Consider the following 23,650-nt stretch of genomic DNA (forward strand, 5'->3'; position numbering starts at 1 on the left):
GGACTCCTGCGGCCATGGCTGGGACCGGCCCCGGTCGCGGGCGTCGGCCCTGCCGTGTCGCTGCCGCGGTGGGGACCAGCCCTGCTGCCTGCCTCTGCGGCCACGGCACTGCCCAATCCGGCCCGAGGGCGGATAGCGGCCCAGGATGCCGCGGCCGGCCGTGGCCGAGCCTGCAGCGACGATGGATGCCGGTCCAAGATCTCGTGGCTGAGCCAGGGCCGATGACGGGCGTCAGCCCTCGACCGCAGCGGCCGTGGGCTGAGCTCCGCTCCGGCTCGGACGTCAGCGCAGGCCGCGCGGACACGGTCGGCGCCCGCTGCAGCGAGGTGCGTCAGCGCAGGACGCCCTCGATGAAGTCGGTGCCCAGGCGGGCCACCGCCGTCAGGTCCAGCTGGTGCTGGACGTACCGGCCCCGGCGGCAGTTGGTGATCAGGCCCGCCTTCTTCAGCACCGCCAGGTGCCGGGATATCTCGGGCGCCGACATGCCGTGCGCGTCGGCCAGTTCGCTCGTGGTGTGCGGGGCCCGCGCCAGATGCCGGCACAGCCGCATCCGCACCGGGTGGGCCAGCGCCTCCAAGCGGCGGGTGAGCTGTTCGACGGACGGGGCCTGCGGGCGGGAGCCGCTCGCCGGGTAGGTGATCGAGGGCTGCCAGCCGTACCGGTGCAGGACCATCAGATGCGGCCGGCCGAGGCTGGTCGGGACGAGGACCAGGCCGCCGTCGCCGGTCGCGGTGCGGCCCACCAGGAGTTTGTCGACCGTGATGAGCGCGGCCTCCTCGTCCAGCGAGACGGCCCCGGAGAGTGCCGTGAGGGCTGCACCCAGGCCCTTGCGGCGCAGCAGTTCGGTCTTGTGCCGGGCGTCGGCGGCGAGCTGGGGCTGGAGACGGGCCCAGGTGTCGGCGAAGAACGCCTCGTCGCAGTCCAGCATCAACTCCCGGAACCACGCGCGGACGGCCGGCGGATCATCCAGCAGCCGGCGCGTGAACCGCTCCTGCACGGCACCGCGCGCGGCGGCCAGTTCCAGGGAGCGGCGGCGCAGCTCCGGGTCCTCCAACGGGCCGGGTTCCTGGACGTCGTAACGCAACTGGCACGTGAACTCCAGGGCCGCGGTGACGAACTGGTCGTCCGTCAGCTTGTCCAGCTGGTCCAGTTCCTCGGCGAGGGTGGCGCCGGGGACCGCACGGCCACCGGGGATGCCCGCGAACGGGGCGAAGACGTCCGAGAACGTCGTGCGCCACAGGAAGTCGGCCTCGCAGAGCCGGTCGGCCAGGCAGGGGTCCAGCCGGGAGGAGACGGCGGTGGCCCAGCCCTGCAGGCCGGGGTGGTGGCCGGGCTCGCTGAGGGCGTGCAGGGCCATCCCCAGTTCCGCCAGCGGAGAGGGCACGACGGAGACCCGCTCCAGTGGCAGTCCGGTGATGTCGATGGTCACGCTCATGCCCTCCATCGTGCACCCGGCCACTGACACCGCCGCCGTGGATTGACGGCAGCCGTCAATCCACGGGACAGCCGCCCCGGCCGGGAGCAGGCTGGAGGAACCGGGGCAGCCGCGGAGCCCGAACGGTCACCGAGCTCACCGAGCGGTCGGTGACCAGACCTTGACCCGAGAGTCCCGAGCACCTCCGAGAAGGCGATCCGCCATGAGCGTCACCCAGCAGCACTTCCTGGACAGTCACCGCGCCCGCGCGCTCGGTGAACCGGAGCCGCCCGCCCCCGGTCGGCACGACGCCGACCTGGTGCGCGAACTGCGCGACTACCGGCGCTTCCAGGCGGTCATCGCCGAGCGTCCGGCGCGGGGGCGTGTGCGGTACGCCCTGCGCCGATGGCTGCGCCCGCGCGCGCTGTAGCGGCGCGCGTGGTCCGCCGCGCCGTGCACGCTCCCCCTGCCCGCCGCGTCGTGCGCGGCGGGCTACACCCCGGGAAGCCGGCGCGCGAAGTCCGCGACGGCCGCGCGCACGTCGTCCGCCGTCCACTCCAGGCCCGGCGAGCGCACGGAGACCTCGGTCAAGGACACCCCCGGCGCGCCGGGGTCCCAGGGACCGGCGAAGAGGAACGTCCCGGTCTCCTCGGCCTGGCGTACCGCCGCCTCCATCAGGACGTGGGGGTCGTACGGCAGCCAGACCTGGAAGTCGTGGGTGTGCGGTTCCTCGGGGTGGACGCGCGACCACGGGACCCCTGCCGCGGCGAAACCCTCGCGCAGCGCGGCGGCGACCACGCGCGCGTGCCGCACATAGTCCGGCAGCCGGGGCAGCTCGCGCTCCAGCCCGGAGAGCGCCGACAGCGCGGTGGGGAACTGCTGGAAGACCATGCCGCCGTACCGGTGCCGCCACGCCTTCGCCTCCTCCACCAGCGTCCTCGGGCCGGCCAGCGCGGCGCCGCCGAAGCCGTCGAGGGACTTGTAGAACGACACGTAGACGCTGTCCGCCAGGCCCGCGATCTCCTGCAGGGGCCGGCCGAAGTGGACCGTGCACTCCCACAGGCGCGCGCCGTCGAAGTGCACCACCGCGTCACGCTCCCGCGCGGCCTCGACTACCTCGGTCAGCTCCTCCCAGGTGGGCAGCACGAAACCGGCGTCCCGGAGGGGCAGCTCCAGCATCAGCGCGCCGAAGGGCTCGTCGAAGTCCCGTACCTCGGCGGCGGTGGGCAGCCGGGGCTCGCTGGTCACGCGCACCGGACGCAACCCGCTGACCTCGCTGAACGCGTGCCGTTCGTGCACTTCCGGGTGGGCCAGGGCGTGCAGGGCGACCGCGCGGTTGCCGGTGCGGCCCGCCCAGCAGCGCAGGGCGACCTGCTGGGCCATCGTGCCGGTCGGGAAGAACGCGGCGGCCTCGGTGCCGAGCAGGGTCGCGACCCGTTCCTCCAGGTCCGCCACGATCTCGTTGCCGTACTGGTCCACGGGCTTGTCCAGGTCGTACACCTCGGGTGCCGCCTGCTGGAGGTCTGCCAGCCGCTCCCGGATCGTGCGCCGGAAGCCGGGACGCCACAGCACGCGCTCCGCTTTCGCGAAGGCGACCCGGCGGCGCTCGCGCATGCGCTCCTGCCCGGACTGCTCCGCCTGCCGCTCTTCGTCCTGCCGCTCTTCGTCGTGCCGCTCTTCGTCCGGTTCCGCCGTATCAGTCATGTACGGATCATGCCCCGCGGGGGTCGGGGCGGGCAGCCGGTTTCGGCGCACGCCGATGCCGTGACGCGCGCGGGCCGAGGCGCGGCCCGGGGCGCGGGTGGACACGCGACTGCGGGGCGTACACGTGGCGTAACCCACAGCCTGTGGACAACCAATCGGCTCCGGACCGAGATAGCGTTAACATGACGAGAAATCGTCCGGTACCCAGAGCGGACTGGAACGGGAAGGCTCCGTCGCGTGAGTACAGTCCACCAGCAAGACCTCAAGGACCGCCCCGCGCGGCTCACCGTCGGCGTCGTCGGCGCCGGCCGCGTGGGTCCCGCGCTCGCCGCGTCCCTGCAGCTCGCCGGGCATCGCCCGGTGGCCGTCTCCGGCGTCTCCGACGCCTCCCGGCGGCGCGCCGAGACCATGCTCCCGGACGTACCGCTGGTGCCGCCCGCCGAGGTCCTGCAGCGCGCCGACCTGGTGCTGCTCACCGTCCCCGACGACGTCCTGCCCGGACTGGTCACCGGCCTCGCCGAGACCGGCGCCGTGCGGCCCGGGCAGCTGCTCGTGCACACCTCCGGCCGGTACGGCGCACGGGTCCTCGACCCGGCCCTGCGCGCGGGCGCGCTGCCGATGGCCCTGCACCCCGCGATGACCTTCACGGGCACTCCCGTGGACGTGCAGCGCCTCGCCGGCTGCTCGTTCGGCGTCACCGCGCCCGAGGAGCTGCGGCTGGCCGCCCAGGCCCTGGTCATCGAGATGGGCGGCGAGCCCGAGTGGATCAGCGAGCAGAACCGCCCGCTTTACCACGCGGCCCTCGCGCTCGGCGCCAACCACCTGGTGACCCTGGTCGCCCAGTCCATGGAGCTGCTGCGCACCGCGGGCGTCGAGGCGCCCGACCGGATGCTCGGCCCGCTGCTCGGCGCCGCCCTCGACAACGCGCTGCGCTCCGGCGACGCGGCCCTCACCGGCCCCGTCGCGCGCGGCGACGCCGGCACGGTCGCCGCGCACATCACCGAGCTGCGCAGCCACGCCCCGCAGACCGTCGCGGGCTATGTCGCGATGGCCCGCGCGACCGCCGACCGGGCGCTCGCGCACGGCCTGCTGAAGCCCGAACTCGCCGAGGACCTGCTCGGCGTCCTGGCCGACGGTGCCGACGGGACGAACGGCACCGGCGGCCCGAACGGTGGCGGCACGAACGGCACTCACGGCACCGAGGGGAACGACCGATGACCACCGCCCTGCTGAGCACCGCCGCCGAGCTCCACGCGCGCGTGCGCTGCGGCCGCCGCGCCGTCGTGATGACCATGGGCGCCCTGCACGACGGTCACGCCACCCTGATCCGCACCGCGCGGGAGATCGCCGGGCCGGACGGCGAGGTCGTCGTCACCGTCTTCGTCAACCCGCTGCAGTTCGGCGCCGGCGAGGACCTGGACCGCTACCCGCGCACCCTCGACGCCGACCTGAAGATCGCCGGTCAGGCCGGTGCGGACGCGGTGTTCGCACCCGCCGTGGACGAGGTCTACCCCGGCGGCGACCCCCAGGTCCGGATCACCGCCGGCCCCATGGGCGAACGCCTGGAGGGCGCCTCGCGGCCCGGCCACTTCGACGGCATGCTCACCGTCGTCGCCAAGCTGCTCCACCTCACCCGTCCCGACGTGGCCCTCTACGGCCAGAAGGACGCCCAGCAGCTGGCCCTGATCCGGCGCATGGTGCGGGACCTGAACTTCGGCGTCGACATCGTCGGCGTGCCCACCGTGCGCGAGGAGGACGGGCTCGCCCTGTCGAGCCGTAACCGCTACCTCTCGCCGGACGAGCGCCGCAGCGCGCTCGCGCTGTCCCGCGCGCTGTTCGCGGGCCGGGACCGGCATGCGGCACAGGAGGCGCTGCGCGCGCGTGCCCGCGAAGTGCCCTCCACGCAGGCGCGTGCCGAGGCGCTGAGCGCCCTCGGGGAGTCCCGCGCGGCCGCCGACGCACACGCGGTCGCCACGGCGTCCCCCGGCGGCCCGGCGGCCGTCCGCGCGGCCGCCCGCCAGGTGCTGGACGAGGCCGCCCGGCTCGTCCCGCCGCTCGAACTGGACTACCTGGCGCTCGTGGACCCGTCCGACTTCACCGAGATCGGCGACGACTTCACCGGCGAGGCCGTCCTGGCCGTCGCCGCCCGGGTCGGCACCACCCGGCTGATCGACAACCTTCCTTTGACCTTTGGAGCCGCCTCGTGACCAGCACAGGCACCAGCACCGGCATACGACTGCACGCGCCCGCCCCCGGCTGGGCGATCTCCGCGGACGTGGTCGTCGTCGGCTCCGGCGTGGCAGGCCTGACCGCGGCCCTGCGCTGCCAGGCCGCGGGCCTGACGACGGTCGTCGTCACCAAGGCCCGCCTGGACGACGGCTCCACGCGGTGGGCGCAGGGCGGCATCGCCGCCGCGCTCGGCGAGGGTGACACGCCCGAGCAGCACCTGGACGACACCCTGGTGGCCGGCGCCGGCCTGTGCGACGAGGAGGCCGTACGGATCCTCGTCACCGAGGGCCCCGACGCGGTACGGCGGCTCATCGACACCGGCGCCATCTTCGACGAGTCCTCCGAAGGCGGTCTGGCCCTCACCCGTGAGGGCGGGCACCACCGGCGCCGGATCGCGCACGCGGGCGGCGACGCGACCGGCGCGGAGGTCTCCCGGGCGCTCGTGGAGGCCGTACGCGCGCGTGGGCTGCACACCATCGAGAACGCGCTCGTGCTGGACCTGCTGACCGACGCCGAGGGCCGTACGGCGGGCGTCACGCTGCACGTGATGGGCGAGGGCCAGCACGACGGCGTGGGCGCCGTGCACGCGCCCGCGGTGGTGCTCGCGACCGGGGGCATGGGCCAGGTGTTCTCCGCGACCACCAACCCGTCGGTGTCGACCGGCGACGGCGTGGCGCTGGCGCTGCGCGCGGGCGCCGAGGTCAGCGACCTGGAGTTCGTGCAGTTCCACCCGACCGTGCTGTTCCTCGGCCCGGACGCCGAGGGCCAGCAGCCACTGGTTTCCGAGGCGGTGCGCGGCGAGGGCGCCCACCTGGTCGACGCCGACGGGGTGCGCTTCATGGTCGGTCAGCACGAGCTGGCCGAGCTGGCGCCCCGGGACATCGTCGCCAAGGGCATCCTGCGGCGGATGCTGGAGCAGGGCGCCGAGCACATGTACCTCGACGCCCGGCACTTCGGCGCCGAGACCTGGGAGCACCGCTTCCCGACGATCCTGGCCGCCTGCCGCGCCAACGGCATCGACCCGGTCACCGAGCCCATCCCGATCGCCCCGGCCGCCCACTACGCCTCCGGTGGCGTGCGCACCGACGCCCGGGGCCGTACGACGGTGCCCGGCCTGTACGCGTGCGGCGAGGTCGCCTGCACCGGCGTGCACGGCGCCAACCGGCTCGCCTCCAACAGCCTCCTCGAAGGCCTCGTCTACGCCGAGCGGATCGCCGCCGACATCGCCGCCGTGCGAGCGGAGCACGGCCTCCACGCGCGTGTGCCCGTACCGGTCCCGCACCCCGAGACGCCCGCGCACCCGCTGCTCGCCCCCGAGACCCGGTTCGCCATCCAGCGGGTCATGACCGAGGGCGCCGGCGTGCTGCGCTCCGAGGACTCGCTCGCCAAGGCCGCCGAGGAGCTGCACCGGCTGCACACGGACGCCCGCGACGCCCTCGAGGAGAACGGCAAGACCGCCGAGCCCGGCGTCGACACGTGGGAGGCCACCAACCTCCTGTGCGTCGCCCGCGTCCTGGTGGCCGCCGCGCGGCTGCGCGAGGAGACCCGCGGCTGCCACTGGCGCGAGGACCGCGCCGAGCGCGACGACACCCACTGGCGGCGCCACATCGTCGTACGGCTGAACCCCGACCGGTCGCTGGCCGTGCACACGACCGACACCGCAGACTTCCCCCCGACCCGGTAACACCCAGCGCCTCAGGAGCAGTGACAGACGTGAGCACCGACGACCTTCCCCTCGCCCCCACAGGTGGCTGCGGCGACGGCTGCGCCTGCGGCGCCGAGGGCGACGAGGAGTACCTGGAGAGCGGGCTCGACCCCGCGCTCGCCGAGTTGCTGGCCGCCGCCGGGCTCGATCCCGTAGAGGTCGAGGACATCGCCAATGTCGCCATCCAGGAGGACCTGGACGGCGGCGTGGACGTGACGACCGTCTCGACCATCCCCGAGGACGCCACCGCCACGGGCGACTTCGCTGCGCGCGAGGCCGGCGTCGTGGCGGGGCTGAGGGTCGCCGAGGCCGTGCTGTCCGTGGTCTGCACGGACGAGTTCGAGGTCGAGCGGCACGTCGAGGACGGCGACCGCGTCGAGGCCGGGCAGAAGCTGCTGTCGGTCACCACGCGCACGCGTGACCTGCTGACGGCCGAGCGCAGCGCGCTGAACATCCTGTGCCGGCTGTCCGGCATCGCGACCGCCACGCGCGCGTGGGCGGACGTCCTGGAGGGCACCAAGACGCGCGTGCGGGATACCCGCAAGACGACCCCGGGCCTGCGCTCGCTGGAGAAGTTCGCCGTCCGCTGCGGCGGTGGTGTCAACCACCGCATGTCGCTGTCCGACGCGGCCCTGGTGAAGGACAACCACGTGGTCGCCGCCGGTGGCGTCGCGCAGGCCTTCAAGGCCGTGCGGGAGGCGTTCCCGGAGGTGCCGATCGAGGTCGAGGTCGACACCCTGCACCAGCTGCGCGAGGTCGTCGAGGCGGGCGCGGACCTGATCCTTCTGGACAACTTCACGCCCGACGAGTGCGCGGAGGCCGTCGGGATCGTCCACGGCCGGGCCCTGCTGGAGGCTTCGGGCCGGCTGACGCTCGACACGGCGCGCATGTACGCCGACACGGGCGTGGACTTCCTGGCCGTCGGCGCGCTCACCCACTCCGCGCCGATCCTGGACATCGGCCTCGACCTGCGCGAGGCGGAGTAACCGCGATGCTCCTCACGATCGACGTCGGCAACACGCACACCGTCCTCGGCCTGTTCGACGGCGAGGACATCGTCGAGCACTGGCGCATCTCCACGGACGCGCGTCGCACGGCGGACGAGCTGGCGGTGCTGCTCCAGGGCCTGATGGGCATGCACCCGCTGCTCGGCGAGGAGCTGGGCGACGGCATCGACGGCATCGCGATCTGCGCGACCGTCCCGTCGGTGCTGCACGAACTGCGCGAGGTCACCCGGCGTTACTACGGCGACGTCCCCGCCGTCCTGGTCGAGCCGGGCGTGAAGACGGGGGTGCCGATCCTCACCGACAACCCCAAGGAGGTCGGCGCCGACCGGATCATCAACGCGGTCGCGGCCGTCGAGCTGTACGGCGGCCCGGCGATCGTCGTCGACTTCGGTACGGCGACCACGTTCGACGCGGTCTCCGCGCGCGGGGAGTACGTCGGCGGGGTCATCGCGCCCGGCATCGAGATCTCCGTGGAGGCGCTCGGCGTCAAGGGCGCCCAGCTGCGGAAGATCGAGGTGGCCCGGCCGCGCAGCGTGATCGGCAAGAACACGGTCGAGGCCATGCAGTCGGGCATCGTGTACGGCTTCGCGGGGCAGGTCGACGGGGTCGTCAGCCGGATGGCGCGGGAGCTCGCCGACGACCCGGACGACGTGCGGGTGATCGCCACGGGCGGGCTCGCGCCTATGGTGCTGGGGGAGTCCTCGGTGATCGACGAGCACCAGCCGTGGCTGACGCTGATCGGGTTGCGGCTGGTGTACGAGCGGAATGTGTCGCGGCTGTGAGGTGACCGGCGTGCGAGGGGACCGGCACCCGGTCGGGGCGCCGGTTCTGCCGTTCCACGCGTGCGTGCCGTAGCCCCGGTCGGGGGAAACCGGGAGCGACACGCGACGAAAAGATCATCCCTATTCGTCACTTTTGTCCGATTAGCGGTAGCGTCGCCGCATGCCCACGCCATACGGATCCCGCGGCGGCATGGCGTTCGGCGTGGAGGAGCTCCGTGTGCTCCGCCGCGCCCTCGCCCTCGCCCTTCACCCCGACCAAGCGTCCGCCGAGGACGTCCAGGACTGCTTCCGCCTCGCCGAGTCGCTCGACGAGGCGCTGCACGAGGGGGCGAGACTGCGCGCTTTCCTGGTGGCCGACCTCGGCCGGTACCGGGCGGCGCTGCCGGGTGCCACGGCCGGCTATCTCGCCCTCCTGGAGGAGGTGCTGGCGGCCGGGTACCGGCCGACGCCGGACGATCTCGCCGCGCTGCGGGCGCTGCGCGGCAACCCGGCGGCGGCCGCGCTGCTGGACCGTTGCCGGGCGCTGGCCGAGCAGGACGTACGCGCCCGGTTCGCGCAGGGCGCGCGCAAGGTGCCGGCGCCCGCCGTGCCGCACTCCCGCACCCGTCTGCTGGCCCTTCCGGGCGGCGGGGGGACGCCCTGGGCATCAGAGGCCCAGGAAGGCGCCGGAGGGCCGCAGAAGCCCGCCCAGAAGCCCCCGCAGAAGCCCGCGCCGAAACCCGCGCCGACGCCCGGGGAGCGGCCCGGTGCGGAGCCTGCGGCCCCGAAGCGGCCCATTCCGACGCCGGGCGAGGTCTTCCCGCGCCGCAAGCCGACGCCGCCGGCGAGCCCGGCCGAAACCCGCGAACTGGCCGTCGGCTGACCAACCCCGGCGCTGCGGCCGGACGCGTTCTGCCCGTTCGCCCGCCCGCACCACCGTGCGGCTGCCGCGGCCGCGTGCGGGCGGTCCCGGTGCGGCGGCCCCGGTGCGGCGGACCCGCCGTCGGCGGCTTGCGGGCCGGGTGACGGAGGCGCAGGTGGAGAGGTGGGGGTGGGGGGGTTTGCGCACCCCGTACCTTTCGGGTGCCGGCCCGTGGCTACCCTGTTGGGCATGGACTACGTCTCCGCGCTCGTGCCCCCGGTCGTGATGGCCGTGTTCTTCATCGGTGTGGTCAGGGTGATCGTGAAGACCCAGGGCGGGGCCGCCAAGGCCAAGGAGGACGCGGCCGTCGACGCCGCCCTCGCGCGCGCGGAGAGCGCCCGTCAGGCCTCCGCCGGCGGCGACGCCTGAGGCTGCCCGCCGAGCCCTGTCTTCGTGGCCTGGCGAGCCACGTGCCCTTTTTGTTCCCATTCATGGGCTTAGTGCACGTCCGGCACGCCATTGCCGGGATCTCCCACTATTGTTCTGAGGTGTGCCTCGCCCATTGGGAGAACTCGAAGACGCGGTCATGACGCGGGTGTGGAAGTGGAACCGCCCGGTGACCGTTCGAGAAGTCCTGGAAGATCTCCAGCAGGAACGCTCCATCGCGTACACCACCGTGATGACCGTTTTGGACAATCTCCATCAGAAGGGCTGGGTCCGCCGCGAGGCGGAAGGGCGGGCCTATCGATATGAGGCCGTCTCGACGCGAGCCGCGTACGCCGCCGCCCTCATGAACGACGCCTGGTCGCAGAGTGACAACCCGGCCGCCGCTCTCGTCGCCTTCTTCGGGATGATGAGCGAGGAACAGCGCCAGGCCCTCCGGGACGCCGTACGCATCGTCCAGGGGCCGGAAACCCCGGAAGCCTCCGGACCGCGGCAACAGGAAGCCGCGCAAGAGGAAGCCCGGGAAGCCCCGGAAGGGGAAGCGCCCGAAGCCCGGGAAGAGGAGAACCCCGGCTCGGCGCCGGAGGCGGACGGGCGATAGCGTCCGCTCATGTCAGCAGAGCGCCCCGAAGTCTCCGCAAAAGCCATCACGGTCCGGCGCGCCCGGACCAGCGATGTCCCGGCGGTACGCCGCCTCCTCGACGCCTACGCCCGTGACCGCATCCTGCTCGACAAAGCCACGGTCACGCTTTACGAGGACATCCAGGAGTTCTGGGTCGCGGAACGCGACGACAACGCCGAGGTGGTCGGCTGCGGTGCGCTGCACGTCATGTGGGAGGACCTCGCGGAAGTCCGCACTCTCGCGGTGAAGCCCGGCCTCAAGGGCGCCGGCGTCGGGCATCAGTTGCTGGAGAAGTTGCTGCAGACCGCGCGCTGGCTCGGCGTTCGCCGGGTTTTCTGCCTGACCTTCGAAGTGGACTTCTTCGGGAAGCACGGCTTCGTGGAGATCGGAGAGACACCGGTCGACACCGATGTGTACGCGGAGCTCTTGCGTTCCTATGACGAGGGCGTAGCGGAGTTCCTGGGTCTCGAACGAGTGAAACCGAACACCTTGGGCAACAGCCGGATGCTTCTGCATCTGTGATCGTCATTGCCCGGGTGGCCTATGTCCGAAACGCGCATGTTTCCGGACGGAGGCGGTCCGTCGGTCCTCTACCGGTGCTCTCCCAGGGGTTTGTGTTTTTCCGGCAAAAGCGGTTTGCTTTCCGACGTACTGCAGTACTGCATATAACAGGGGCGGCGAAACGGCGGACGCCGCACACCCCTGGCCCTCAACGTTATCGATGAAAGGAAATCCGGTGGCACAGAAGGTTCAGGTCCTTCTTGTCGACGACCTCGACGGCGGCGAGGCGGACGAGACCGTGACGTTCGCGCTGGACGGCAAGACCTACGAGATCGATCTCACGACCACCAATGCGGACAAGCTGCGCGGCCTTCTCGAGCCCTATGTGAAGGGCGGTCGTCGTACCGGTGGCCGTGCGTCGGGCGGACGCGGAAAGGCGCGTGCCGCTTCCGGTGGCAACCAGGACACCGCGGCGATCCGCGCCTGGGCGAAGGAGAACGGCTACGAGGTCAACGACCGCGGTCGCGTTCCCGCGTCCATTCGCGAGGCCTACGAGAAGGCCAACGGCTGATCCCGCCGGCAGGCGGTCGGCAGTCCCGCGCGCGGGCGCCGCAGCCGGACCCGGTGACACTGCGCTGCCACCGTGTCCAGCAGTCGTACGAGATCGGGGGCGCCCTCTTCGCGCCCCATGGCCGGCATCGCCGGCAGCGAGGCCTCGACCTCGCCTCCAGGCCCAGGGGGCCGCAGCCATACGGCGGCCCCCTGCGCGGAACCGGCCCACGCGGCCTCTTCTGACCCGGTCGCCGGTGGGACCGGTGCGTCCATCGCGTCGCCCGCCCCCAGGACCCGCAGGTCGAGGGCCACGGCGCTCCACTCCAGCCAGTCCAGCAGCCCCGGCAGCTCCTCCGCGCTGCCCACGGCCACCAGCAGCTCCATCCGATCGCCCCGAAGGGCCACCGGAGAGCCCGGCGCGAGATGCCGGAGCGCCCCCGCGCCCGCCTCGGCCGGCACGTCCAGGACGTCGAACCGCACCCCGGTGAGCAGCCGCAGCGGCCGTCCGGGCACTGTCGCCCAGCCCAGATCGTTCTCGTACCAGTGGCGGGCCCGGGCATCCGGGCCGTCCGGGAGATCACCGGTGTCCGGCACGTCCGGATCCATGGGACGACGGGGAAGGGGGACTGTTGAGGCCGTGGGGACCGAGCCAACCATGCCAAGTGCAACCGCCGAAGCGGCCCGCGAGTTACGCTGGGTGCAAGATCGATTGCGCCGGGTGTAGAAACCGGGGGCGCGCGGGGGTGCGGGGAGGCGCAAGGTTGTTCGCCCATAGCGGAGGGAATCGGTGCGCGCCGCATGGAGTGTCAGTCCCAGCGGGTAAGACATGCCTAGTGGGAGGGGGCGACACGCAGGGCGGGCCGTCTCACGTTCGCCATCGGCGTACTGGCGAGTGGGGTAACTGCCTGGCCTGCGGGAACATCGTCTCGCACCATCGGGTTGGAGCAGATGTCGGCGCACACGGTCAGGAGGCCATCGACGGTGTCGGCAGTTGGAATGAGCGGTCCCCGCTTGCGGGACTAAGCTGCGGAAGGACAGGGAGGGGAAGTTCCCCCCACTGCCTGACCGCTCTGAGGAGCGATTAACGATGTTCGAGAGGTTCACCGACCGCGCGCGGCGGGTTGTCGTCCTGGCTCAGGAAGAAGCCCGGATGCTCAACCACAACTACATCGGCACCGAGCACATCCTCCTGGGTCTCATCCACGAGGGCGAAGGTGTCGCCGCTAAGGCCCTGGAGAGCCTCGGCATTTCGCTTGAGGCGGTCCGCCAGCAGGTGGAGGAGATCATCGGCCAGGGCCAGCAGGCCCCGTCCGGGCACATCCCCTTCACCCCCCGTGCCAAGAAGGTCCTGGAGCTGTCGCTCCGCGAGGCTCTTCAGCTGGGCCACAACTACATCGGCACGGAGCACATCCTGCTCGGCCTGATCCGTGAGGGCGAGGGCGTCGCCGCCCAGGTCCTGGTCAAGCTGGGCGCAGACCTCAACCGGGTGCGGCAGCAGGTCATCCAGCTGCTCTCCGGTTACCAGGGCAAGGAGACCGCCGCCGCCGGCGGACCGGCCGAGGGCACCCCCTCGACCTCCCTCGTCCTGGACCAGTTCGGCCGGAACCTCACCCAGGCCGCTCGTGAGTCCAAGCTCGACCCGGTCATCGGGCGCGAGAAGGAGATCGAGCGGGTCATGCAGGTGCTGTCCCGCCGTACCAAGAACAACCCGGTGCTGATCGGTGAGCCCGGCGTCGGCAAGACCGCCGTCGTCGAGGGCCTCGCCCAAGCCATCGTCAAGGGCGAGGTGCCCGAGACGCTGAAGGACAAGCACCTCTACACGCTGGACCTCGGCGCCCTGGTCGCCGGCTCCCGCTACCGCGGTGACTTCGAGGAGCGCCTGAAGAAGGTGCTCAAGGAGATCCGCACCCGCGGCGACATCATCCTGTTCATCGACGAGCTGCACACGCTGGTCGGTGCGGGTGCCGCCGAGGGCGCCATCGACGCGGCTTCCATCCTGAAGCCGATGCTGGCCCGCGGTGAGCTGCAGACCATCGGTGCGACCACCCTGGACGAGTACCGCAAGCACCTGGAGAAGGACGCGGCCCTGGAGCGCCGCTTCCAGCCCATCCAGGTCGCCGAGCCGTCCCTGCCGCACACGATCGAGATCCTCAAGGGCCTCCGCGACCGGTACGAGGCGCACCACCGCGTCTCCATCACCGACGAGGCCCTGGTCCAGGCCGCCACCCTGGCCGACCGGTACATCTCCGACCGCTTCCTGCCGGACAAGGCGATCGACCTGATCGACGAGGCCGGTTCCCGGATGCGCATCCGCCGGATGACCGCTCCGCCGGACCTGCGCGAGTTCGACGAGAAGATCGCCGCCGTCCGCCGGGACAAGGAGTCCGCGATCGACTCGCAGGACTTCGAGAAGGCCGCCTCCCTGCGCGACAAGGAGAAGCAGCTCCTGGCCGCCAAGGCCAAGCGGGAGAAGGAGTGGAAGGCCGGCGACATGGACGTCGTCGCCGAGGTCGACGGCGAGCTGATCGCCGAGGTCCTCGCCACGGCGACGGGCATCCCGGTGTTCAAGCTCACGGAGGAGGAGTCCTCCCGTCTGCTCCGCATGGAGGACGAGCTCCACAAGCGGGTCATCGGCCAGAACGACGCCGTCAAGGCGCTGTCGAAGGCGATCCGTCGTACGCGCGCCGGTCTGAAGGACCCGAAGCGTCCGGGTGGTTCGTTCATCTTCGCCGGCCCGTCCGGTGTCGGTAAGACCGAGCTGTCCAAGGCGCTCGCCGAGTTCCTCTTCGGTGACGAGGACGCGCTGATCTCCCTCGACATGTCGGAGTTCAGCGAGAAGCACACGGTCTCCCGTCTCTTCGGTTCGCCCCCCGGCTACGTGGGCTACGAAGAGGGCGGTCAGCTGACGGAGAAGGTGCGCCGCAAGCCGTTCTCGGTCGTCCTCTTCGACGAGGTCGAGAAGGCCCACCCGGACATCTTCAACTCGCTGCTGCAGATCCTGGAGGACGGTCGTCTGACCGACTCCCAGGGCCGGGTCGTGGACTTCAAGAACACGGTCATCATCATGACGACCAACCTCGGCACCCGGGACATCTCCAAGGGCTTCAACCTGGGCTTCGCCGCCGCGGGTGACACGAAGACCAACTACGAGCGCATGAAGAACAAGGTGTCGGACGAGCTCAAGCAGCACTTCCGTCCCGAGTTCCTCAACCGCGTCGACGACGTGGTCGTCTTCCCGCAGCTGACGCAGTCGGACATCCTGCGGATCGTCGACCTGATGATCAGCAAGGTGGACGAGCGCCTGAAGGACCGGGACATGGGCATCGAGCTCTCCCAGTCCGCCAAGGAGCTGCTGGCCAAGAAGGGTTACGACCCGGTGCTGGGCGCGCGTCCGCTGCGCCGCACGATCCAGCGCGAGGTCGAGGACACGCTCTCGGAGAAGATCCTCTTCGGCGAGCTGCGTCCCGGTCACATCGTGGTCGTGGACACCGAGGGCGAGGGCGAGTCCCAGACCTTCACCTTCCGCGGTGAGGAGAAGTCGGCACTGCCCGACGTCCCGCCGATCGAGCAGGCGGCCGGCGGTGCCGGACCGAACCTGAGCAAGGAGGCGTAAGCCTCCGGCTCGATGGCCGAACGCAAGGGGCCGGTGCTGCACAGCACCGGCCCCTTGTCCATGCCCGCGGAAGCCGTGGCTTACGACAACTGCCCGTTGTAGTCCGGCAGTTTGAAGGTCTTCTCGGCGTGGCCGCCGGAAAGGTCGGTGGCGCTGTTGCCGATGTTCGCGATGATCGTGTAGCCCTTGTTCTCGATGTCGACGCGCTGGGCGGTCTTGTAGGCGGCGACATCCTTGAACAGGTCGAACAGGCCGCGGACGTAGAGGCCGGAGACGTCGTAGCCGTCGTGTTCGAGGTTGTACTCGGTGGGCAGGTAGATGATGCCCGGGCGGGCGGTGACGAAGAACAGGGAGACGCCGTGCTCCTGGGCGTACTTCGCGACGTTCAGGACGGGCTTGTTCGCCGGCTGGGGGTAGCTGAAGCCGAAGTCGGTCTCCAGCGTGGTGTTGTCGATGTCGAAGACGATCGCCTGCTTCTCGCCCGGCTCGGCGTCGGCGATGCGCTCCTTCAGGTACGGCAGGGCCTGGTCCATCACGGTCTGGCAGTCCTTCTGCCAGGTGGCGTAGTCCACCTTGGCGCCGGCGCTGCTCGTGGTCGCCGTGTCGTCCGCCGCCTGGGCCGGGGCGGCCATCGCGGCCAGGGCGGCCACGGAGACGGCGGTTGCGGATATACGGAGCGCCCAGGGGCGTCTGGTCATCGGTGGGGGTCCTCTCACGTTCGTACGCGAGCCTGAAATGTCAGGAGCATGATCTGCGGTGAGGGTGGCGCGAGGGGAACCGTAGGGTTACTGAACGGTAGGTGACCAGAGGTGTGCGTCACATTTCCGGAATCGCCGATGGAGGTCGCCGGTGATATGCGACACAGGCGATATATCCCTTACTAGCCTTCATAGTGGGATTGGTCTGCAAGGTAAACACGGTAAACAGGTAAAGCGGACCCAAAGCGGCCTTAAAAGGGCCTTCTACTACTACGGGGAGCCGTAGAAAGGGCATTTTGGGGCGGACCGGATGCTCGGTTACCAAGGATTGGCCGCTCGGTTGGACGTCCGTTCACCGGGTGGCGGCTTTGTCTCCGACTCCACGAGGTTCATATGTTCCAGCGCGTCACGTCCCGTTCTTCCCGCACGTCCCCGCTCCGCACCCGCGTGGCCGTCCTGGCCGCCGGAATCGGTGCCACGGCCGTCGTGGGGACCGGAGTCGCGAGCGCCGCCGCACCCTCCGCGGCCGACTGGGTCCACCCGGTGAAGTCGTACACGCTCTCCGCGAGCTTCGCGCAGGCCGGCAGCCACTGGGTCGCCAAGCACAGCGGCCAGGACTTCGCCGTGCCGAGCGGCACCGACGTCGTCGCCGCGCACGGCGGCACCGTCGTCAAGGCCGGCCCCAACGGTGCCGGTGACGGCCCCGCGTACGGCAACGCCGTCGTCATCTCGCACGGCAACGGCACCTACTCGCAGTACGCGCACCTGTCCCGGATCGACGTCAAGGTCGGCCAGATCGTCAAGACGGGCCAGCACATCGCCCGGTCCGGCTCCACCGGCAACTCCACCGGCCCGCACCTGCACTTCGAGGTCCGCAAGAGCCCGAACTACGGTTCTGCCGTCGACCCGGTCGCCTTCCTGCGCGCCAAGGGCGTCACCGTCTGATTCAGTCCTGCCGCCGGGCGTGTTCGTGCGCCTGGCCGATCAGGTCCAGGGCGACTTCGAGAACCGCCGTGCGCTTCTTCTCGAAGTCGCCTTCGAGGTCCTGCATCAGGAACATCCCCGCGTGCAGGGTGAACATCGCGCTGACCGAGCGCACCTGGTCGACGAGGTCGGCCTTCGGGTCTATGAGGATGTCCCGCAGATCGCGCATCCGGTCCTTGAAGATGTCACCGATGCGCAGGTCCCGGACCGTGCCCTGGTTGTCGTGCATGAAGCGGAAGAGCGGTTCGGCGTCGGCCAGCACGCGGCTGTAGCGCCGTACCACCTCCTGCTTGGTGGCCAGGGTGTGCGGCTGGCTGCGACCCCACTCGATCAGGTCCTCGATCGGCTTCGTCAGATCCTCGAAGAGGCTGACGATGATCTCTTCCTTCGTCTTGAAGTGGTAGTACAGGGCCGCCTTCGTGACGTCGAGACGCTCGGCGATCTCGCGCAGGGAGGTTTTCTCGTAGCCCTGCTCCGCGAAGAGTTCGAGCGCCACGTCCTGGATGCGCTGGCGGGTGTTGCCGCGGCGCTGATGCTTGGTGCCGTCCATGGTGACGTCCATCCTCGTACTCCTCGCGCTCCCGCGGAAACTTACTTGACGCCCGGCTAGTGACAGGTCTACTTTCCCTAGTGTACTGAACTAGCCGGGCGGCAAGTAAGTGGCCGCCGCAGGGGGAATGGGAAGAGATGGCGGACACGGTCGAAAGCGTCTTGGAAAGCAAACCGGAGGGCAAACAGCCCAAGAGTGTGCGGGTGGTCCTGCTCGCACTCATGATCGCGATGATGCTCGCGATGCTCGACAACATGATCGTGGGCACGGCGATGCCGACGATCGTGGGCGAGCTGGGTGGCCTGGAGCACCTGTCCTGGGTGGTCACCGGCTACACCTTGGCCACCGCGGCCTCCACCCCGATCTGGGGCAAGCTCGGTGACATGTACGGGCGCAAGGGCTCGTTCCTCACCTCGATCGTGATCTTCCTGATCGGCTCGGCCCTCAGCGGCATGGCCCAGAACATGGGCGAGCTCATCGGCTTCCGGGCCATCCAGGGCCTGGGCGCCGGCGGTCTGATGGTCGGCGTCATGGCGATCATCGGCGATCTGATCCCGCCGCGGGAGCGCGGCAAGTACACCGGCATGATGGCCGGCGTCATGGCTCTGGCGATGATCGGCGGCCCGCTGGTCGGCGGCACCATCACCGACAACTGGGGCTGGCGCTGGTCCTTCTACATCAACCTGCCGCTCGGAGCCGTGGCCCTGGCCCTGGTCAGCGCCGTGCTTCACCTGCCCAAGAAGCGGGCCAAGGCGCGCATCGACTACCTGGGTGTCGCGCTGCTGACCGTCGGCATCACCGCGATCGTGCTGGTCACCACCTGGGGCGGCACCGAGTACGCCTGGACCTCCGCGCGGATCATGGAGCTGACCGGCATCGGCGTCGTCGCGCTGATCGGGTTCGTCTGGTGGCAGGCCAGGGCCGTCGAGCCGGTCGTGCCGCTGCACATGTTCCGCAGCCGCAACTTCACCCTGATGTCCGTCATCGGCTTCATCACCGGCTTCGTGATGTTCGGCGCCACGCTCTACCTGCCGCTCTACCAGCAGTCGGTGCAGGGCGCCTCCGCGACCAACTCCGGTCTGCTGCTCCTGCCGATGCTCGGCGCGATGCTCGTGACCTCGATGGTCGCGGGCCGGGTCACCACCAACAGCGGCCGCTACAAGATCTTCCCGATCGTCGGCGGCGCGCTGATGATCGCCGGTCTGTATCTGCTCTCCCTGATGGACACGGGCACGACCCGGGTGACCTCCGGCGTCTACATGGCCGTGCTGGGCCTGGGCATGGGCTGCCTGATGCAGATCACCATGCTGGTGGCGCAGAACAGCGTGCAGATGAAGGACATGGGCGTCGCGTCCTCGTCCACGACCCTGTTCCGTACGCTCGGCTCCTCCTTCGGCGTGGCCATCATGGGCGCGCTGTTCAACAACCGCGTCCAGCACGTCATGGCCGAGCGGGCCGGCGCACTGGGCAAGGGCGTCACCGAGAAGTCCGCGCAGCTGGACGCGAAGCACCTGAAGATGCTGCCGGCGCCGATCAAGGACGCCTACCAGCACGCGGTGTCCGCCGGTACGCACTCGGCGTTCCTGCTGGGCGCGGCGATCGCGGTGATCGTGCTGATCGCGGCGCTGTTCGTGAAGGAGGTTCCGCTCAAGAGCGGGAAGCCTTCGGCCGAGAGCGGCGAGGACGCGGCTCCGGTGCAGGTCGTCGAGGCCGTCTGAGCCGCAGCTGAACCGAAGACCCCCCGGTCGGTGTCCGCCCCGGGGGGTCTTCGCCTTTTGCTGGCCGGCGCCGTTGTCAGTGCCCCGTGTCACCATCGGCTGCATGGACAAAGTGCGGCGGCTGCGTCTGGCCAAGGACGCCATGGACCGGGACTGGGCGGACCCGGATCTCGATCTGGACGCCGTGGCGGCGTGCGCCGGGTACTCGCGGTATCACTTCCTGCGGGCCTTCAAGGACGTCTACGGCGAGACGCCGGGCCAGTATCTGACCCACCGGCGGATCGAGCGCGCCGAGGAGATGCTGCGCTGCGCCAACCTCACCGTGACCGAGATCTGCACCCTGGTCGGCTTCAGCAGCCTCGGCACGTTCTCCGCCCGCTTCAAGGCCCGCACCGGGCTCACCCCGAGCGAGTACCGCGCGCGGCACGTGGGGCGCGGGGCCTCTCTCATACCCGGGTGCTACGCCATGCTCTGGGCCGGCGGATTCAGCACCGCAAGATCGGAGAAGCGCTCCGGGGCCGGCCCTGCCTACGGTGACGAAGGGACGTCCGCCGAGGCGGACGGCACCGCCAGCGCCTTCAGCACCGCCGACAGGAGAGCAGATCCATGATCAAGGGGCTTGCCGTCACGACCGTCTGGGTCCTGGACCAGGACCGGGCGAAGGAGTTCTACACCGAGAAGCTGGGTCTCGAGGTCCGTACGGACATGACCATGGGGGAGGGCGGCATGCGCTGGCTCACCGTCGGCGCCCCCGGCCAGCCCGACGTGGAGCTGACGCTCATGGTGCCCGGGCCGCCCGCGATGGACCCCGAGTCCGCCGAGATGATGCGCAAGCTCGTGGCCAAGGGGGCACTCGGCGCGGGTGTGCTGGCGACCGACGACATCCACGGCGACTACAAGAGGCTCAAGGACCGCGGGGTGGAGTTCCTGCAGGAGCCCCAGGAGCGGCCGTACGGCACCGAGGCGCTCTTCCGTGACGACTCCGGCAACTGGTTCTCCTTCACGCAGCGGCGAGAGGGCGGGCTGGACCTGGAGCGGGACTGGGCCTGCTGAGCGCCTCGTAGCTCGGGGTGCGTTGCCCGCGCCCCCTTTCGGGGCGCCGGTCAGCGCCCCGTTGCCAGCGTCGCCCCGCCCGTCGCCTCCAGGACCACGCCCGTCACGAAGTCGTTGGCCGTGAGCAAGTGGATCGCGCGGGCGATGTCCTCCGGGCGGCCGACGCGGCCGACGGGGGTGATCGCGGCGAAGCCGTCGAAGAGGGACTGGCGCTGTTCGGCCGGTACGGCGTCCCACCAGGGGGTGTCGATGACGCCGGGGGAGACGGCGTTGATCCGCAGCGGGGCCAGTTCCACCGCCAGGGGCGGGACCATCGCCTCCAGGGCGCCGTTGATCGCGGCGAGGCCGGCGGTACCGGGCAGGGCGGCGCGGGCGGAGGCGGCGGTCACCAGCGTCACCGAGCCGTCGCGGCGCAGTGCCGGCAGTGCGGCCTGGAGTACCTGGACGTGCGGCCAGAACTTGCCGTCGAAGCCCTCCGCCAGTTCGGCCAGGTCGAGTTCGGCGAAGGGGCCGCCTCCCTTGCTGCCGCTGAGCGCGAGGACCAGGTGGTCGACCGGCCCCGAGCCGGCGAAGAAGGCGTCCACCGCGGCGCGGTCCGCCCCGTCCAGCCGGTACGTCGAGACCTTGCCGCCGATCCGGGCCGCGGCGGCGTCGAGGCGGTCCTGGCTGCGGCCGGTGACGACCACCTCCGCGCCGTCCGCCGCGAAGAACGCGGCCGCCGCCTCGCCGATTCCGGAGCTGCCGCCCATGACGACGACGCGCTGTCCGGCGAGGGGGTGCACAGGGTTGTTCCGCGTGCTCATGAGTGGCTCTCTCCCGAGAAATCACCGGGGTCCCGGCCCTTTGCCGAGACTGTTGGTCTCGTTAAAGTGTTACCGAGACCGGTAGTCTCGTCAAGAGGGAGAGACGGACGGGGCCGGCTGGGTCCGGGGGTCCGGGAAGCCGCCGGACTCGGAGAGGATGGGCCCGTGCACGACAGCAACGAACCCCGCCCGCATACCGGGCGCCGCCGTAACGAGGCAGCGCGCCGGGCGATCCTCGACGCCGCGCTGGACCTGCTCGCCGACGCCGACGGCGCACCGGTGAGCGTGGAGACCATCGCGCGCGCGGCCGGGGTGGGAAAGCAGACCCTCTACCGCTGGTGGCCCTCGAAGGGAGCCGTCCTGCTGGACGCCCTCACCGACCGCGCCGCCCAGGACGTGCCCGCGCCGGACACCGGGAACCTCCGCGACGACCTGCGCGAGCTGGCGGTCGCCACCTTCGAGGCCTCCCAGCGGCCGCCGTCCGCGCCGGCCCTGCGCACCCTGGTCCGGGAGGCGGCCCGTGACGTGCATCTGGCGCAGCTGATGCGGGAGTTCACCGAGTCCCGCAGGGCGGCGGTGCGAGCGGTGCTCGAACGGGGTCGGGAGCGGGGGGAGTTGTCCGCCGACCGGGATGTCGACCTGCTGGTCGACCAGTTCTACGGGTTCTTCTGGTACCGGTTCCTGCTGGGGCACGCACCGCTCGACCGGGCCGCCGCCGAACTTCTCACCGACTCACTGCTGCGCTGAGTGCGCCGCGGGAAGTGACGCGTCAGCCCGTCGTGCCTGTGCGGTACGGCCGTGTTCGCTCGCTCAGTTCCCCGCGCGCTTCGACAGCGGCAGCATCGGGTGGCTGCCTGTGGCGGTCGGTGCGTGTTCCGGTAGCCACAGCACCGCCACCGCGCCCTCGGCGGGGTTGCCGGCGGGCCGTACGTTGCGGAATGTCAGCCGGGCGCCGTGGACGCGGGCTTGGCCCGCCGCGATGGTCAGGCCCAGCCCGTGGCCCGTACCGGCGCGGGTAGTGACGCGTCAGCCCGTCGCGCGTCTGCGGTACGGCCGTGTTCGCTCGCTCAGTTCACCGCGCGCTTCGCCATCGGCAGCATCGGGTGGCTGCCTGTGGCGGTCGGTGCGTGTTCCGGTAGCCACAGCACCGCCACCGCGCCCTCGGCGGGGATGCCGTCGGGGGTGCCGGCGGGCCGTACGTTGCGGAACGTCAGCCGGGCGCCGAGGACGCGGGCTTGGCCCGCCGCGATGGTCAGGCCCAGCCCGTGGCCCGTGCCGGCGCGGTCCTTGCTGCCCGTGCGGAAGCGGCTCGGTCCCTCGGCGAGCAGTTCCTCGGGGAAGCCGGGACCGTGGTCGCGGACCCGGATGACCCGGCCCTCGACGGTCACCTCGATCGGCGGCCTGCCGTGCCGGGCGGCGTTGGCGAGCAGGTTGAACAGGACCCGCTCCAGGCGGCGCGGGTCGGTGGTGACCTCCGACTCGTGCACCACCCGCACCTCGACCTCGGGGTCCTTGGCGGCCACGCGCCGGGCGACGAACTCGCCGAGCATGATGTCCTGCAGCTCCGCCCGCTCCGAGGCGCCGTCCAGGCGGGCCACCTCCAGGACGTCCTCGACGAGCGTGCGCATCGCCTTCGCCCGGTCCAGGACCAGTTCCGTGGGACGGCCGGGGGGCAGCAGTTCGGCGGCCGTGAGCAGGCCTGTCACGGGGGTGCGCAGCTCGTGCGCGATGTCGGCGGTGACCCGCCGCTCGGCCTCCAGACGCTGCTGCAGCGCGTCCGCCATGGCGTCCACCGCGCGCGCCAGGTCGTCGGTCTCGTCCCGTACGACCCCGCCGATGGCCTCCCGCACCCGGACGTCGGTCTCGCCCTTGGCGACCTGGTTCGCTGCGGCCGCCGCCTTGCGCAGCCGCCGGGACAGCTGCCCGCCGATCAGCACGCCGAGCGCGCTGCCGCCGAGCACGACCGCGACGGAGCCGATGACCAGCGCCTGGTCCAGGTCCTTCATCACATCGGTGGAACGGTCCGGCATATGGGTGTGCAGGGACAGCACATGTCCGTCCTTGGTCGGCAGGGCCGACCAGATGTCCGGCACCCCGCCGTGGTCGATGACATCGCTGGCCTTCCGGCCCCCCTCCACCTTCTCGCGCAGCGACTCCGGCAGGTCGGGGTCGTCGAGCTTGATGTTGGGGAAGTTCGGCCGCCGGCTCAGCTCGTAGTTGCGCTGCGCGTACTGGACGCGCTGGTTGGCCAGGTCGCGTGCGTTGTCGAGCATCGAGACCCGGGCCGCGTTGTGCACGACCAGGCTCAGCGCGATCGCCACCAGCCCGGCCACCAGCGCGATCGCCGCGCTGAGCTTCCATCTGAGCCCGGTGTGCAGGCCCGCGCGCTCCATGCGCCGGGCCGGGTACCGAAGAATCCCCCGCATGCCG

24 protein-coding genes and 1 pseudogene are annotated in these 23,650 nt (G+C 71.1%); 17 read left to right on the plus strand and 8 right to left on the minus strand.

Annotation, left to right across the window (positions count from 1 at the left end; all coding sequences use genetic code 11):
• Positions 1-331 precede the first annotated feature (331 nt).
• Positions 332-1,435: a DUF5937 family protein gene (locus ACQPXS_RS26235; RefSeq protein ID WP_433451716.1), complete on the minus strand. Its 1,104-nt coding sequence runs from the start codon at positions 1,433-1,435 to the stop codon at positions 332-334.
• Positions 1,436-1,637: 202 nt separating this feature from the next.
• Here ACQPXS_RS26235 and ACQPXS_RS26240 point away from each other — a divergent pair, with 202 nt between their 5' ends.
• On the plus strand, positions 1,638-1,844 hold the full coding sequence (locus ACQPXS_RS26240) for a hypothetical protein (protein WP_433451717.1): 207 nt from the start codon (positions 1,638-1,640) through the stop codon (positions 1,842-1,844).
• 62 nt (positions 1,845-1,906) lie between these two features.
• Here ACQPXS_RS26240 and ACQPXS_RS26245 read toward each other — a convergent pair whose 3' ends face one another.
• Positions 1,907-3,118 carry a threonine aldolase family protein gene (locus tag ACQPXS_RS26245; protein WP_433451718.1) on the minus strand — a complete coding sequence of 404 codons (1,212 nt, stop codon included), beginning with the start codon at positions 3,116-3,118 and terminating at the stop codon, positions 1,907-1,909.
• Between the two features lie 237 nt (positions 3,119-3,355).
• On the opposite strand from ACQPXS_RS26245, the gene ACQPXS_RS26250 reads away from it, so the two are divergent.
• From ACQPXS_RS26250 to ACQPXS_RS26295, 10 genes are all read left to right on the plus strand, one after another.
• Positions 3,356-4,336: a Rossmann-like and DUF2520 domain-containing protein gene (locus ACQPXS_RS26250; RefSeq protein WP_433451719.1), complete on the plus strand. Its 981-nt coding sequence runs from the start codon at positions 3,356-3,358 to the stop codon at positions 4,334-4,336.
• Positions 4,333-5,325: a pantoate--beta-alanine ligase gene (gene panC / locus ACQPXS_RS26255; protein ID WP_433451720.1), complete on the plus strand. Its 993-nt coding sequence runs from the start codon at positions 4,333-4,335 to the stop codon at positions 5,323-5,325. The genes ACQPXS_RS26250 and panC overlap by 4 nt, the downstream gene beginning before the upstream one ends.
• Entirely contained in the window at positions 5,322-7,031 is a 1,710-nt protein-coding gene (locus ACQPXS_RS26260) for an L-aspartate oxidase (RefSeq protein ID WP_433451721.1), read from the plus strand. The genes panC and ACQPXS_RS26260 overlap by 4 nt, the downstream gene beginning before the upstream one ends.
• Positions 7,032-7,060: 29 nt before the next feature.
• The gene (gene nadC, locus ACQPXS_RS26265) at positions 7,061-8,038 is read left to right on the plus strand and encodes a carboxylating nicotinate-nucleotide diphosphorylase (protein WP_356299883.1); all 978 of its coding nucleotides are present in this window, start codon (positions 7,061-7,063) and stop codon (positions 8,036-8,038) included.
• A gap of 5 nt (positions 8,039-8,043) precedes the next feature.
• Positions 8,044-8,841, plus strand: a complete 798-nt coding sequence (locus ACQPXS_RS26270; protein WP_055708030.1) for a type III pantothenate kinase — start codon at positions 8,044-8,046, stop codon at positions 8,839-8,841.
• Between the two features lie 190 nt (positions 8,842-9,031).
• On the plus strand, positions 9,032-9,703 hold the full coding sequence (locus tag ACQPXS_RS26275) for a hypothetical protein (protein ID WP_433455948.1): 672 nt from the start codon (positions 9,032-9,034) through the stop codon (positions 9,701-9,703).
• A 228-nt stretch (positions 9,704-9,931) separates the two neighbouring features.
• The gene (locus ACQPXS_RS26280; RefSeq protein ID WP_023547678.1) at positions 9,932-10,111 is read left to right on the plus strand and encodes a hypothetical protein; all 180 of its coding nucleotides are present in this window, start codon (positions 9,932-9,934) and stop codon (positions 10,109-10,111) included.
• Positions 10,112-10,268: 157 nt separating this feature from the next.
• The gene (locus ACQPXS_RS26285; RefSeq protein WP_433455950.1) at positions 10,269-10,727 is read left to right on the plus strand and encodes a BlaI/MecI/CopY family transcriptional regulator; all 459 of its coding nucleotides are present in this window, start codon (positions 10,269-10,271) and stop codon (positions 10,725-10,727) included.
• Positions 10,728-10,736: 9 nt separating this feature from the next.
• A complete protein-coding gene (locus ACQPXS_RS26290) occupies positions 10,737-11,270 on the plus strand; it encodes an amino-acid N-acetyltransferase (protein WP_208899534.1) in 534 nt (177 codons plus the stop codon).
• A 214-nt stretch (positions 11,271-11,484) separates the two neighbouring features.
• Positions 11,485-11,820: a histone-like nucleoid-structuring protein Lsr2 gene (locus ACQPXS_RS26295; protein WP_225097194.1), complete on the plus strand. Its 336-nt coding sequence runs from the start codon at positions 11,485-11,487 to the stop codon at positions 11,818-11,820.
• Here ACQPXS_RS26295 and ACQPXS_RS26300 read toward each other — a convergent pair.
• On the minus strand, positions 11,799-12,458 hold the full coding sequence (locus ACQPXS_RS26300; RefSeq protein ID WP_433451722.1) for an SCO3374 family protein: 660 nt from the start codon (positions 12,456-12,458) through the stop codon (positions 11,799-11,801). The genes ACQPXS_RS26295 and ACQPXS_RS26300 overlap by 22 nt on opposite strands.
• 430 nt (positions 12,459-12,888) lie before the next feature.
• Here ACQPXS_RS26300 and ACQPXS_RS26305 point away from each other — a divergent pair, with 430 nt between their 5' ends.
• Positions 12,889-15,414: an ATP-dependent Clp protease ATP-binding subunit gene (locus ACQPXS_RS26305; RefSeq protein WP_351550636.1), complete on the plus strand. Its 2,526-nt coding sequence runs from the start codon at positions 12,889-12,891 to the stop codon at positions 15,412-15,414.
• 80 nt (positions 15,415-15,494) lie between these two features.
• Here ACQPXS_RS26305 and ACQPXS_RS26310 read toward each other — a convergent pair whose 3' ends face one another.
• Positions 15,495-16,112, minus strand: a complete 618-nt coding sequence (locus tag ACQPXS_RS26310) for an HAD family acid phosphatase (RefSeq protein WP_433451723.1) — start codon at positions 16,110-16,112, stop codon at positions 15,495-15,497.
• 393 nt (positions 16,113-16,505) lie between these two features.
• Between ACQPXS_RS26310 and ACQPXS_RS26315 the strand changes: the two genes are divergently transcribed.
• On the plus strand, positions 16,506-17,057 hold the full coding sequence (locus ACQPXS_RS26315) for a M23 family metallopeptidase (protein WP_351811041.1): 552 nt from the start codon (positions 16,506-16,508) through the stop codon (positions 17,055-17,057).
• Between the two features lies 1 nt (position 17,058).
• Here the strand turns inward: ACQPXS_RS26315 and ACQPXS_RS26320 are convergent, their stop codons facing one another.
• Positions 17,059-17,658: a TetR/AcrR family transcriptional regulator gene (locus ACQPXS_RS26320; protein WP_433451724.1), complete on the minus strand. Its 600-nt coding sequence runs from the start codon at positions 17,656-17,658 to the stop codon at positions 17,059-17,061.
• Between the two features lie 125 nt (positions 17,659-17,783).
• Here ACQPXS_RS26320 and ACQPXS_RS26325 point away from each other — a divergent pair, with 125 nt between their 5' ends.
• The 3 genes from ACQPXS_RS26325 (at position 17,784) to ACQPXS_RS26335 (ending at position 20,417) form a co-directional block, all read left to right on the plus strand.
• Positions 17,784-19,364 carry an MDR family MFS transporter gene (locus ACQPXS_RS26325; RefSeq protein WP_433451726.1) on the plus strand — a complete coding sequence of 527 codons (1,581 nt, stop codon included), beginning with the start codon at positions 17,784-17,786 and terminating at the stop codon, positions 19,362-19,364.
• A gap of 103 nt (positions 19,365-19,467) precedes the next feature.
• Positions 19,468-19,974 (plus strand): helix-turn-helix transcriptional regulator, encoded by a 507-nt coding sequence (locus tag ACQPXS_RS26330; protein WP_433451728.1) that lies wholly within the window; start codon positions 19,468-19,470, stop codon positions 19,972-19,974.
• Complete coding sequence (locus tag ACQPXS_RS26335; protein ID WP_433451729.1) at positions 19,971-20,417, plus strand: VOC family protein; 447 nt, start codon at positions 19,971-19,973, stop codon at positions 20,415-20,417. The genes ACQPXS_RS26330 and ACQPXS_RS26335 overlap by 4 nt, the downstream gene beginning before the upstream one ends.
• A 50-nt stretch (positions 20,418-20,467) precedes the next feature.
• On the opposite strand, the gene ACQPXS_RS26340 is transcribed toward ACQPXS_RS26335, so the two are convergent.
• Positions 20,468-21,220, minus strand: coding sequence for an SDR family oxidoreductase (locus tag ACQPXS_RS26340; protein WP_433451730.1), 753 nt, complete (start codon positions 21,218-21,220; stop codon positions 20,468-20,470).
• Between the two features lie 165 nt (positions 21,221-21,385).
• On the opposite strand from ACQPXS_RS26340, the gene ACQPXS_RS26345 reads away from it, so the two are divergent.
• On the plus strand, positions 21,386-21,967 hold the full coding sequence (locus tag ACQPXS_RS26345; protein ID WP_351811059.1) for a TetR/AcrR family transcriptional regulator: 582 nt from the start codon (positions 21,386-21,388) through the stop codon (positions 21,965-21,967).
• Between the two features lie 63 nt (positions 21,968-22,030).
• Here ACQPXS_RS26345 and ACQPXS_RS26350 read toward each other — a convergent pair.
• Positions 22,031-22,234, minus strand: a pseudogene (locus tag ACQPXS_RS26350) (two-component system sensor histidine kinase CseC); the annotation flags it as partial.
• 53 nt (positions 22,235-22,287) lie between these two features.
• Entirely contained in the window at positions 22,288-23,646 is a 1,359-nt protein-coding gene (gene cseC / locus ACQPXS_RS26355; protein ID WP_433451731.1) for a two-component system sensor histidine kinase CseC, read from the minus strand.
• Positions 23,647-23,650 lie beyond the last annotated feature (4 nt).

The sequence above is a fragment of the Streptomyces sp. CA-142005 genome, assembly GCF_050942335.1.
In the GTDB taxonomy this organism is placed as follows: domain Bacteria; phylum Actinomycetota; class Actinomycetes; order Streptomycetales; family Streptomycetaceae; genus Streptomyces.

What these genes read in the sequence shown, in the direction of transcription:
- ACQPXS_RS26235 (WP_433451716.1), bottom strand. Translation starts at nt 1,435, where the DNA reads ATGAGCGTGACCATCGACATCACCGGACTGCCACTGGAGCGGGTCTCC.
- ACQPXS_RS26240 (WP_433451717.1), top strand. Translation starts at nt 1,638, where the DNA reads ATGAGCGTCACCCAGCAGCACTTCCTGGACAGTCACCGCGCCCGCGCG.
- ACQPXS_RS26245 (WP_433451718.1), bottom strand. Translation starts at nt 3,118, where the DNA reads ATGACTGATACGGCGGAACCGGACGAAGAGCGGCACGACGAAGAGCGG.
- panC (WP_433451720.1), top strand. Translation starts at nt 4,333, where the DNA reads ATGACCACCGCCCTGCTGAGCACCGCCGCCGAGCTCCACGCGCGCGTG.
- ACQPXS_RS26270 (WP_055708030.1), top strand. Translation starts at nt 8,044, where the DNA reads ATGCTCCTCACGATCGACGTCGGCAACACGCACACCGTCCTCGGCCTG.
- ACQPXS_RS26275 (WP_433455948.1), top strand. Translation starts at nt 9,032, where the DNA reads ATGGCGTTCGGCGTGGAGGAGCTCCGTGTGCTCCGCCGCGCCCTCGCC.
- ACQPXS_RS26280 (WP_023547678.1), top strand. Translation starts at nt 9,932, where the DNA reads ATGGACTACGTCTCCGCGCTCGTGCCCCCGGTCGTGATGGCCGTGTTC.
- ACQPXS_RS26285 (WP_433455950.1), top strand. Translation starts at nt 10,269, where the DNA reads ATGACGCGGGTGTGGAAGTGGAACCGCCCGGTGACCGTTCGAGAAGTC.
- ACQPXS_RS26290 (WP_208899534.1), top strand. Translation starts at nt 10,737, where the DNA reads ATGTCAGCAGAGCGCCCCGAAGTCTCCGCAAAAGCCATCACGGTCCGG.
- ACQPXS_RS26300 (WP_433451722.1), bottom strand. Translation starts at nt 12,458, where the DNA reads ATGGTTGGCTCGGTCCCCACGGCCTCAACAGTCCCCCTTCCCCGTCGT.
- ACQPXS_RS26305 (WP_351550636.1), top strand. Translation starts at nt 12,889, where the DNA reads ATGTTCGAGAGGTTCACCGACCGCGCGCGGCGGGTTGTCGTCCTGGCT.
- ACQPXS_RS26310 (WP_433451723.1), bottom strand. Translation starts at nt 16,112, where the DNA reads ATGACCAGACGCCCCTGGGCGCTCCGTATATCCGCAACCGCCGTCTCC.
- ACQPXS_RS26315 (WP_351811041.1), top strand. Translation starts at nt 16,506, where the DNA reads ATGTTCCAGCGCGTCACGTCCCGTTCTTCCCGCACGTCCCCGCTCCGC.
- ACQPXS_RS26320 (WP_433451724.1), bottom strand. Translation starts at nt 17,658, where the DNA reads ATGGACGTCACCATGGACGGCACCAAGCATCAGCGCCGCGGCAACACC.
- ACQPXS_RS26325 (WP_433451726.1), top strand. Translation starts at nt 17,784, where the DNA reads ATGGCGGACACGGTCGAAAGCGTCTTGGAAAGCAAACCGGAGGGCAAA.
- ACQPXS_RS26330 (WP_433451728.1), top strand. Translation starts at nt 19,468, where the DNA reads ATGGACAAAGTGCGGCGGCTGCGTCTGGCCAAGGACGCCATGGACCGG.
- ACQPXS_RS26335 (WP_433451729.1), top strand. Translation starts at nt 19,971, where the DNA reads ATGATCAAGGGGCTTGCCGTCACGACCGTCTGGGTCCTGGACCAGGAC.
- ACQPXS_RS26340 (WP_433451730.1), bottom strand. Translation starts at nt 21,220, where the DNA reads ATGAGCACGCGGAACAACCCTGTGCACCCCCTCGCCGGACAGCGCGTC.
- cseC (WP_433451731.1), bottom strand. Translation starts at nt 23,646, where the DNA reads ATGCGGGGGATTCTTCGGTACCCGGCCCGGCGCATGGAGCGCGCGGGC.